The sequence below is a fragment of the Botryobacter ruber genome, from assembly GCF_003347595.2.
Classification (GTDB): domain Bacteria; phylum Bacteroidota; class Bacteroidia; order Cytophagales; family Hymenobacteraceae; genus Pontibacter; species Pontibacter ruber_A.
This window is the reverse complement of sequence record NZ_QCZK02000061.1, coordinates 220,900-232,185: the sequence shown is the minus strand read 5'-3', so window position 1 is coordinate 232,185 and position 11,286 is coordinate 220,900. Positions and strand designations below refer to the sequence as shown.

Annotated in this window: 5 protein-coding genes; 2 read left to right on the top strand and 3 right to left on the bottom strand. The window is 49.9% G+C overall.

Annotation, left to right across the window (positions count from 1 at the left end):
* Nucleotides 1–159 precede the first annotated feature (159 nt).
* Together DCW36_RS22320 and DCW36_RS22315 are read left to right on the top strand one after the other, a co-directional pair.
* Nucleotides 160–2,544, top strand: a complete 2,385-nt coding sequence (locus DCW36_RS22320; protein WP_128397011.1) for a YDG domain-containing protein — start codon at nucleotides 160–162, stop codon at nucleotides 2,542–2,544.
* A gap of 598 nt (nucleotides 2,545–3,142) precedes the next feature.
* Nucleotides 3,143–3,322, top strand: a complete 180-nt coding sequence (locus tag DCW36_RS22315; RefSeq protein WP_114780749.1) for a hypothetical protein — start codon at nucleotides 3,143–3,145, stop codon at nucleotides 3,320–3,322.
* Between the two features lie 268 nt (nucleotides 3,323–3,590).
* On the opposite strand, the gene DCW36_RS22310 is transcribed toward DCW36_RS22315, so the two are convergent.
* The 3 genes from DCW36_RS22310 to DCW36_RS22300 form a co-directional block, all read right to left on the bottom strand.
* Complete coding sequence (locus DCW36_RS22310; protein ID WP_114780748.1) at nucleotides 3,591–5,501, bottom strand: right-handed parallel beta-helix repeat-containing protein; 1,911 nt, start codon at nucleotides 5,499–5,501, stop codon at nucleotides 3,591–3,593.
* Between the two features lie 397 nt (nucleotides 5,502–5,898).
* Nucleotides 5,899–7,116, bottom strand: coding sequence for an alpha/beta hydrolase (locus DCW36_RS22305; protein ID WP_114780747.1), 1,218 nt, complete (start codon nucleotides 7,114–7,116; stop codon nucleotides 5,899–5,901).
* A 74-nt stretch (nucleotides 7,117–7,190) separates the two neighbouring features.
* A complete protein-coding gene (locus DCW36_RS22300) occupies nucleotides 7,191–10,814 on the bottom strand; it encodes a malectin domain-containing carbohydrate-binding protein (RefSeq protein ID WP_114780763.1) in 3,624 nt (1,207 codons plus the stop codon).
* Nucleotides 10,815–11,286: the final 472 nt, after the last annotated feature.

Below are 11,286 nucleotides of genomic sequence, written 5' to 3'. Positions count from 1 at the left end.
ATCGCTTCTTAAAAGTTTGGTCGCTTCTAAGATACGCTACAACTCTACTTTTTAATCAAGCTATATCCCCTTCTTATATCCGTTGCAACAAAGTCGTGGCAGGTTAATAGTGGGACAGGATTTGCAGATATAGCTGGTGCTACTTTTGGATCATTGACATTGACAAAACCAACAGTATCGATGAACGGTTTGCAGTATCGATGTGTGGTTACAAATGCCTGTGGTGCGGCAACAAGTATTGCAGCTACATTGAATATAAAGAAAGCTGATCAGACCATCACGGTAGTAACGGCTTCACCAGCGAGTGCTGTTTACAACATGGGGTTTACAGTTGCCGCGACCGCAAGTTCTGGCTTGGCCGTAAGCTACGGCAGCGCCGCTCCATTGAGCAATATGGGTGCTGACTATACGATGAACTCTGGTACAGGTACTGGTAAAGTAATCTACAGTCAGGCCGGTAACGATAACTACAATGCTGCTCCAGTGGTAGAAGTAGAGGTAGCTGCTAATAAGGCAGATGCTACTATCGTAGTGAATGGCTACGAAGGCACTTATGATGGCTCCGCCCACGGTGCCACGGGTACCGCGACCGGTGTTCAAAACGAAGACCTGAGCAGCCTGCTGGACCTGGACGCTAGCTTTACCAATGCCCCCGGTGGCACGGCCAACTGGCGCTTTGCTGGCAACGGGAACTACAATGCAGACAACGGTAGTGTAGGCATCACCATCGGTAAGGCTGCTTCAGTAACGACAGTAACCATCACAGGCGCACCGTTCACCTATACAGGTTCAGAAATAGAACCAGCTACCGTAAGTGTAACCGGTGCTGGTGGAGTAGTTCTATCAACTCCACCAGCTGCTTATGCCGATAATGTGAATGCCGGTACAGCTACAGCCAGCTATAGCTTTACTGGCGATGCCAACCATACAGGTTCTTCAGACAGCCAGGCGTTTACCATCAGTAAGAAATCTATTTCAGTAACACCAAATGCTAACCAAAGCAAAGTGTACGGCTCTACTGACCCAGTCTTTACTTTCACACCAAGTGAAGCGCTGTTACCTGGCAACAGTTTTACAGGTACGCTTGGCCGTGAAGCAGGCGAGACAGTAGCCGGCGGTCCTTATGCTTATACTTTAGGAAACCTGGCTGCAGGATCTAACTATTCACTAGCCCTTGCAACAACTGCTAACAAGTTTGATATCTCTGCTAAAGCAATCACCGGAACCTTCACTGCCAAAAACAAGATGTTTGATGGCAACAATGCTGCAACTGTTCTTACTCGATCACTGGAAGGTGTGATTGGTTCAGACGTAGTAAGTTTAACAGGTGGTAGTGCAACTTTCGCTGATGCATCGCCAGGTGAGGCAAAAGTAGTCACTTTAGCTGGTGCTACCCTTTCGGGCACTGGTGCTAATAATTACAACATAGTCTCAGTAGCTACTACAACTGCAACTATTTATCAAACTCCGGCAGTACTATTAAATCCGGTTGCTTCAACTGAGGTTTCAAAAACAATTGGTGTAACTGGTAATTATACAGGAATTGTAAAAAGCCCGGTTTGGGTATGGAGTTATAGCGCCAGCACAACAGAAGGAGGTATAGATGAAACAAATCAAACTATTTCAGGATCCTCAAATGCGCCAGCTGCATCTGGTATGTATACTGTTTACCTTAAGTATACTAATGCAATGGATGAGCCTCAACAGACACCTGCAGTGTTTGTGCCAGTGTATGATTTGAATGGAGGTTTTGTAACTGGAGGAGGCTGGATTAATTCAGCATCAGGTGCAGTAAGAACGTCTGATTATGGACTAGTTTCAAACACTGCTGGAAAAGCAACCTACGCCATTTTATCTAAATACACTAAAAAAGGTAGTCAGAATATCCTTGAAGGCCATACCGAATTCCATTTCAACGTTGGAAATCTGAAGTTCCAGAGCACATCCTTCGAAAACCTGAGCCTTGTAATTAATAGTGACAAAGCTACTTACAAAGGGATAGGTATGCTAAATGGTCACAGCGGCTTTAAGTTCACTGTAATTGTATCTGACGGAGACAAGAAAGTACCAGTTCAACCTGACAAATTCAGAATCAGAATTTGGGATAGCGGGGATAATCTTGTTTATGATAATGTTATAGGTGCTTTGAATGAGGAAGATTATACTGAACCAGGAGATTGCATAGGAGGAGGTAATATCGTAATTCATGAAGCAGTTAAAGAAGTTAGCGGCGGTAGCAACTCTAAAAAATTAACTGCTGAAGTTACCCCTGAGCTGACAAAAACCATTCAATTCTACAACTATCCAAACACCTTCTCCGACAGGACAACCATCGTGTTCTCTGTAGATAAAGAGCAGACTTACCTGGTTGAAGTGTACGATGTGAAAGGTTCTTTGGTGAAGAAAGTGGATATGGGTGTAGCAGAGGCTAATAAGCTGTATGAGTTCGAACTGGATAGCCGTAACATGCCTGAGGGTATTTACTTTGGCAGACTGACGACTACTTCGGGTGTACAGACAATTAAGATGGTACTGAAGAAGTAACAGCAGTCCTAAGCCTGAATTAAAGCAGCAAGAGCCGGTTCCCGTAAGGGGCCGGCTCTTGCTGCTTTAATTCAGGCTTACAGCTAGTACCAACATCCACAGTCATCTGCTTTTCAAGCGGATTCGAAAGTGAGTCAATATCCAGGGGCTGCTTATCGGGAGAACCTCGTGTCACCGAGAGACTGGTAATATTGTGCAGAAACATCAAAACAACTACTTCGACTACTGGAGAACCCGTCCGAAACAAATGACGCTCTGCTTCAACTTCTCCGACGACCAGACCAGCACCACGCTGACTTCTACGGAAAAGTAAACTGGAGTAAATTGAAAGCAAAAGCACCTGTAGGTGAATTCACTGGCATGGGCTTTGGCTTTAGGGCATTTTCTGCCTGATTGCAAGCGCTGCCTTCCAATTTAGCAGCAGCGGGAATGGTGGCAGGAGCAGTGAAGTTTTTATGTAGAAAATCAGGCTTTAAAATCAGGATAAGCTTTCAGGTGCTACTGTTTTTATGTTATAGTTTCTTGTATTTCAACCACATTAAGATATTGTTCGTTTTCTGTAGAGGGGGTGATGGTATTACACTAAGCAGAATGACCTATGAAAAAAGTACTATATTTCCTGATGGCGGCCAGCCTGTTTACCTTTAGCGCCTGTGCCTCTTCCGATGATGCTGTGGAAGAAGAAATGGAGAAGGTGGAAGAAATTGAAGAAGACATTGAGGAGGATGTGGAAGATGCTGTGGAAGAAGTAGAAGATGAAGTTGAGGAGAAAGAATAACTCACAGCATATTTAAATACTAAAAGCTTACTGCACCTGCCACCACAGCCACTGCAGCTCTGTTTTTATTATCAACACCCACTCTCTGTCCCCTGACAGAGAGCTACAAAATATCTGGCAGCTTTCCTACAGCGGATAGTTTTGTTGGGGGAAAAAAACGGTGAACCGATAGCACAAGCGTTACAATTAGTACTAAAACCAAAAGCCCCGCTCACCAGAGTAAATCTCCTGTGAGCGGGGCTTCTTAATTTATCAAATAAAGCAGCTGCTACTTCTTATTCAGCGCCACTTTATAATTTTCTTTAATATCCTTGTACTCCGGTTGAATACCGGCTTTTTTCTTTATCGCTTCGTCTACCTGCGGACCGTTGTTTTCCCAGAGGTTGCCGGGGCCGGGGGAGTTGGAGAAGAACTTGTCGGCTTCAGTCCAGTTGTTGATGGCGCGGATGTAAGAGGAGCCTTCGTCGTAGTAGATGTACTGGTAGTGGTGTGGCATGTGGGCGTACGGCGCTTTCATCAGGTCGTGAATGTAGTTTTCGCTTACCTCGCTGTTAGGCTGTGCCGACAGCGTATACACGCCGCCAACATCGTACATTTGCTTGGCGAAGTGGTGGATGTGGTTGGCGTGCACGCGGTTGTTTTTCATGCTGTTGATGGTTTTGGTCCAGCCCCAGCCCACGCAGATGCCGGAGTAATTCACGTCGCTTACCTCGTTGTGTTCGATGTTCACGTCATGGGCAAAGCCCACGCTCACACCTACGGTGCCCCAGTCTTCGTTAGTAACATTCGTAATCAGGTTGTTGGCGATGTAAATGTGGTGCACCAGTTCGCGCTCGTCGGTTGGGTTGTACGGCAGGTGCGCTTCGTAGGCAGGACTGCCAAAGAAACCGGCTTGGATGCCTGTTCCGCCAATGTCTTCGAACACGCTGCCTATCACGCTGCTGTAGCTCACGCCTTCTACAAAGTCCAGGCCGGTAGCGGCCATGTGGGTGAACACGCAACGCTCCACATCAATGTTGCGTGCATTGGTTGCCATTAAACCTGCCGGCTGCCGGCCTACCCAAGCCTGGTTTTCCAGACCTGCTTTGTCGGGTGTTCCTGGCTCTTTCAGTTTATAAGCATCCAGTAGGTACCAGCCCGCCTGCAGCGGCACATGACCTGCCTTAGAAGGACGCAACCAGGTAGTGTGCTCGAAGCGGATGCCTTTGAATCCTACATGCTGTACCGGTAAATCCCGGTGGCCTTCTACCTGTACCAGTGTCTCCAGTACAGGAGCCGTTACCTGGACATTGGACATGTTTTCACCCTTACGTGGCCAGTAGTACAGCTTGCCTGTTTCCTGGTGAGCAAACCACTCGCCTGGTTGGTTGAGCAGTTCCACGGCATCTACCAAAAAGAAGGCAGAGTTACCGTTGTATTCTTTTTTCTCGTCGATGAACGGAGCAGGCCAGGGGTGCTCAAATTCCACCTGGCTTTCGGGCTGATGGAACGTCAGCTTCGTTTTGTTACCCTGCGTTTCCATCGACTTCACGCGCAGGTTGGCAATAGCCCACCACTGGTGAATCACAAACTCCAGCTGGTCGATGTCTTTGATGGCTACTTTGGGTGTAGGAATCCAGATGGCCTGGTTTTCTTTGTCTACCGACAGGATGCGGTCGAGGGTGCCGTCGGTCAGGTTGGTGGCGCGGGTGGCTTTGTTGTTGTTCACGTACAACTGGCGGAACTCCAGCTGACGGCCACCTACTTTTGGAATATCGGCTACCCAAACATTTCCTTTGGCCGCTTTCGGCAGACCTGCAACGCTACCAGCTTTTTTCCAGCCCTTTACCTGGACGCCACCGCTCAATACTGGTGTTTCGCCCGGAGCTGCTTCGATGGTAGTTGGGCTACCCGGTTTCCCAGAGTCTTCCGGACGGATAAGCATGGGCTGGTGCAACTGGTACAGGCCGCCCTGTAAAATAATACGGATACCTTCTTTTTCCGCAGCAGGGTCTTTGAGCCTGCGCAGTTCGCGGGCCTTCCGCAACGCCATATCAGGTGTGGCGAAAGGAGCTGATTTGGTGCCTGCATTCGAATCCGAGCCCTTTGGCGACACCCAGATATCGGTAGCATAGGCTTGTGCTGTTGCCAGCCACAGGAAAGCTAAAAGAATAAGCTTCTGCTTTTTGTTCGACGTCATATTTACTTGGTTTATTGATTCTAAATTGTCTGAATTTGGATTCGTCAGATTTATGGATTAACAGGATTTCTGTTCCATTGCCACTGCTAGTGCGAGCTTGTAGCTCGTACTTTTTTTAAGTCATTTCCCGCCGTTATTGGTGTTATCACCATAGCCGTCAGGCTAAAACCAAAAATTATTCATAGTCATTTCGACCGCAGGGAGAAATCTGGGATATTTCACCTGTGTATGTGGAATTCAGATTTCTCCCTGCGGTACCAATGACACAAAAGACAAGTTAGCCTGACGGCTATGGTGATATCACCAACAATGGCGGAAAATCCGATTAATCCCTTAATCCGGCGAATCCAAATTAAGACAAAAAACGCTTCTGCACCTGCCACCATTCCCACTGCTCCTACTTTCGCTTTGCTTTTGGTGCGTACGACTCTACCAGATTGGTTACCGCTTCGTCACCCATCACCGCATGAGCCGGTCGTGGGTGCTGCTCGTCAAATACCCGCAGTACTTCCGGTTGCTCGACTTTGATAAAGCTTTCATCTATCTCGCCGATGGCGTTAATCAGGTTCTCGAGCTTGAGGTCGAGGTGTTTTGCCAGGAAGAAGTAAGCAGCTTTCCGTTTGTTAGGACCGTAGTCGTGGCCTTCGTCCGCCAAATGCGCGTTCTCTACCAGGTTTTCTTTGCCGTAGAGGCTGTACACGTTTTTGATATAAGGGAATTCTACTTTCGGGGTATTGGCTGTCCAGTCTTTCCCGTCTGAAATAATCAGCATCGGGCGAGGGGCTGCCAGGGCGGCAATTTCTACGTTGCTGGTTTCGTGGTTGTGGCTCTGGTGGATGGGCATTCCGCTTTCGCACACGCAGCCACCAAAATGATAAGCCGACACCATCACCACCGGCACCGACACGGCAATGCGCTTATCGATGGCTGTAAGTACAAACGTCTGGGTACCGCCGCCTGACTCACCGGTTACGCCAATGCGGTTCTTGTCCACTTCCGGAAGCGAAAGCAGGAAATCGACGGCGCGCTGGCTGTTGTGTGACTGCAGCTGCAGGGCCCGTGGATGCTTGTGTGTCGTTTGCTGCGCATCACCGTTACCGACCATGTCGTAGGCAAATACGATGGCACCCATACGGGCCAGGGCCGCGCTACGCTTCTGCACATCCGCACCGAAACGCGGGTCTTTTCCATGGCCGTGCGGTGTCAGGATGGCAGCATAAGACGACTGCTTTTGGGTAGGGCGGTAGAGGTTGCCGGTGACGAAAAAGCCGGGCAGGCTCTCGAAGGCCACGTTTTCCACGGTGTAGCCGTCGTAGGTGCGTTTGCTGTGGACGATGGGCTTGAGCGGCGTGTTGTTCGGCAGCTCGTCGAGGCGTGCCCCCTGAATGATGCCTTGTCGTATTTTTTCGGCTCTTTTCTCCCAGCTCTTTTTGTCGTGGTAAGTGGTTGCAAACCGTTCCAACGCTTCCTTTCCTTTGGCCTCTGTATAAAAGCGCCCCTGTCGTAGCGTTGGTTGCTGCTGACTGCTTTCCTGCGCTACCGTTTTGCAGCCCCAAAGAGCGCCTGTTAAGAGCAGCAGGAGGCAGGAAAGGAGTGAAAAGTTTTTCTTTTTCATTTGATGTCTTTTTAAACCTGGTAGGTTCGTTCAAACCCGGTAGGTTTTCAACACCTACCGGGTTTTGATTTCATTTACTGTACTGCCAAATCGTAGAAGCTTACATTTTCAGCTTCCGTTGAGGTGATGCGTACTTTATACTGACCGGCATTTACCATGCTGCCCGTGGTGGTGTTGATGTAGTTCCACTTGGTAGGGCGTGTTGAGGTGAACTCAACAGTCTCTTCTTTCATCAGGGTGCCGTCCACAGAAAACAGTTGCAGCTTTCCGGTAAAGGTGTTGGCATTCGGGTTATGGTAGCGCACTTCCAGCGCATAAATATCGGCTACACCCACTTTAAAATCCCACTCTACCGCATTGTTGGCTGATTTCGTTTTGAACGTAAAGACATCCTTGTTATTCACCTGCTCTTTTACCAGCTCTGCACCAGCTCCTCTGCCTGCTATGGCATTGTATTTTATCGTCGATTTCAGGTCGTAAGCCGGGTCGATGTTAGCGGCTTTGGTGACAGCAACCGAATACATGGCCGGATTACCGGAAGGAATCTTACCGTTTGCGCCAAGCGTAACGGTGGCGCCTGCCGGGAAACGCTTTTTGTACACATGGAATTTGGTGCCTTGCGTGTTGTAGATAAAGCTCTTGGTGTCTTCGTACTCCTGCAACCAGGCTGGTTTTTGGGTAATGCGTCCGTCGATGCCAACATACACATCAGCTTCCTGGCTCACCTTAAACTGGGCCAGGTTAATGCCTGCCCCGGCTTTAACGGTTGCAGGCGTTTTTATCCACTCGGCCCCGTACCAGTCAGCAGGTAAAATGGTGAAGGCAACATCAGCGTTCAGATACTGCTTGTAACCGGTGTCCAGCCAGGTGTGGGCGGTCCAGTTGTTGGCCATGGCGTTATCGGTTGTCGCTAAGTCCTGGATAATAGCAGGAGACGGAGCAGCAGCCTTGCTGTTTTTATTGGCCGAAGCGATAGCAATGGCCGAGATAATGGCCTGTCCGGAGGCTGCACGCGGGAACGAGATAACCAGTTGACCGCCTGTTACCTGTGCTTTTACCGTTTTCTTTAAAGCCCCATCGTGTCCGACTTCTTTCCAGATGTCCAGGTTTTCGATAACGGTTTTGTCGTTTACAGCCACGTCAAACAAGCGCCAGCCTGTCGCATCCAGACCGCCGCCTGTTCCGAGCCACGGTTCTGTGAAGTACAGCTCCACCAGGTACTCGCCATCCGGCACCGGGAACTCGTAGCGCAGCTTGTCCAGGCCGTAACGGAACTTCTGGAAGAGCGGCCATTCGTCTGTACCGTTTATTGGGTCGTGGGTGTGGCGCTGGCTGGCAAAGTAAGGCGGCAAATCGGTAAAGTCGTCCGTCCAGGATTTAGAACCCCAGGTGCCGTTCGTGGTTTTATGCACGTCTGCCATCCAGGTATTGCCTTGCTTATCGGTGTAGGCAGGGCCACCGCAGTTTACGCGGTACAGGTAATTCATATTTGCAGCTGGTGCCAGCAGCGGCTTGGCTTCTTTGTAGAAGGCGTTGAAGTTCGGGGCCTGTGGCAGGTGGTGCAGCACGATGTAATCTTTCGCTACCGGCTTGCCATTTACGTAACCCACGGCATACAATACATTGTAGTTGATGTCCACGCCATCCCAGGTGAAGTGTGTGCCTGTACCACCGCTTCTTTTGCGTTTGCCCAGCGAGCGGGCATTTACGTCGTTGAACAACTCTACCTCATCACAGTTGGAATACACCACGACACCGTCTTTTTTGCCGGGGGTAGTCCAGCGGTCGGGCCAGGTGTGGGAGGCGATGTACACCATCGGCTCATTGTCTTTGGGCGCATAGTTGGAGCGGAACATGTAATATACATCCAGCGGCTCCTCCCATGGCGTGAGCGTGCCTTTGTAATTCACCGGACCTATTCGGTCCAGTTCGCGCAGGCCTTCGCCACCCTGTACACGACCGGGGTTGTCGTGAGAAGTGAAGAGCCAGAAGTAATGGCCGGAGGTGCTGTCTTTGGCTTCTTCGGCCAGGCGTACTTTCATCTCCATCAGCTGCGTCATACGGTCTTCGCTGTAAGCGCCATCCTGTACAAAAGGTCCTTCGGTGTGCAGGTCAAGTGTTCGCCAGGCGCCATATTCCCCGATGAGCACTTGCCGTTTTACGTCTTCGTCGTAGGTGGCGGGGTTGCCGCCGTAGGTACCGGTCCAGTTTTGAGGTACGTTCCAGTCGGTGCCTTCGCCGCCGTTGCAGGTCGTTACCAACCGTTGCGAGGGGCTGGTTGGGTCGAGTTCGCGTATCAGTTGGGTGCACTCGCGGGCAAATTCTTCGGGCAATGTACTTTCGTTCTGCAGCCCCCACAGCACCACCGACGGACTGTTGCGGCGCTCTTTCACCCAGTCCACCAGCAGCTGTTTAAAGTTCTCGCGGAATTCCGGTGTGTCGAACCAGATGTGGGCCGTGTGTTGTGTCCAGAGCAGGATGCCCAGCTCGTCCCAGTGCTTGTTGTAGCGCAGGTTGTGTGGCTGGTGCCCGTCCCGGAAAGAGTTAAAACCAGCTGCTTTCATCTGCAGCACCCGCGACCGTATCTGCTCCTCGCTAAAGGCATGGCTGTTGCCCAGCAGGTGTTCGTACTCCGCAATCCCGTTGATAAACACAGGTTTCCCGTTCAGGAAGAAGCGTCTGTCGTTATCCGCTCTGTAAATTGGCCAGGAAATCCAGCGGAAGCCATAAGGGGTAGTGATGCGGTCAATGGTCTTATTCTTCTCCACTACTTCCGTTACCAGCGTGTACAGGTATGGGTCTTCGATAGACCACAGGTGCGGATTCGCAATGGATGCAGGCTTTTGTTTGATGACGGTGGTTTTGCCAGGCTGCAGCTTCTGCTTGGTCTTAGCTTCGGCTACCGTGGCGCCGGTTTTGTCCACCAATCGGTTTATGACGGTAATTTTGCGCGCCTTCTCGCCATAGTTCTTTACTTCGGTGTTGATGTAAGCCTGTGCTGCTTTTTCCGTTAGTGTAGAGTCGGTCCAGATATGCACGCCAAAAGGCTCTACCCGCACCGGGTCTGTTACCAGCAGGTGCACCGGGCGGAAAATACCCATAGGCTGTGAGCCTTCAGAAAAACCGCGCTCGTCGGAGCAGCCGCCGCATACCCACGGTAGGTCGCGTATTTCAGCAGGATGGTCGGCACGAACAGCCAGTACATTTGGCTTGTTAGCGAGGTTGATGGCATCCGTTACATCGAGTGTAAAGGTGGTTCTGCCGCCGGCATGATAGCCCACTTTCTTGCCGTTCAGCCACACCGTTGCATAAGAACCTACACCTTCGAAGAACAGGAAGTAGCGCTGTCCTTTTTTCTGCGGCGCTACCTCAAACGTTTTGCGGTACCAGGCATAGCCGTGCAGGTTGCCATGGCGCATACGGCGGTAGCCTTCGTAGTCGTCCCAGTTGTGGGGTACGTTTACCTGCTTCCATTCCTTGTCGTTGTAGCCCGAATTTTCGAAGCCCTGGTATGCGTTCTGGTTCTTTTCATCTACAATGGAGCGCCAGTTTTTGTCAAGGGAGATGTCCTGCCGCACGTTTGCTTGTTGTGCAAAGGCATTGTAGGAGGTAACAACAGCGAGGAGAACTGCTGTTGTGAGTGCAACCAGGTGGTTGCGGTTGAAAAGTGTGAAGAAGGGTATGTTTGGTTTTTGCATTTTCTGTTTTAACATTTCAAAATGACCTTGCAGCGTCTTTCAGACCTGCAAGCGTCTCAGGTGAATGCTTTAAAATTTTCTTGCTCTTTCGGATTTTTTAATCCGAAAGCTAATTGTAGAGGATTTCTTAATCCTCGTGAACCGGACGCTGGTGTACGCGGGTCTGGAGACCCGCAGCAGCTAAACTTCGGATTGATAAATCCGAAGTAGCATAAGTAGCATATCTTTCATTCTGCACCTGCCACCATTGCCACTGCTCTTTTGTCTGAATCAGGATTTACAGAATTTTAAGATTTTCAGGATCGGCTTTCCGCTTTAGTACCAAGTCCCGTTCTTCCAAACAGAAACAGGCATAATTTGAATTGGGAATACATGTTTATTATTCCTCACTCCTGTTAATCCTTCAATCCTGTAAATCCTGATTCAGACAATAAAGACACTCGCAGGTCTGGAAGACGCTGCGAGGTCAGTT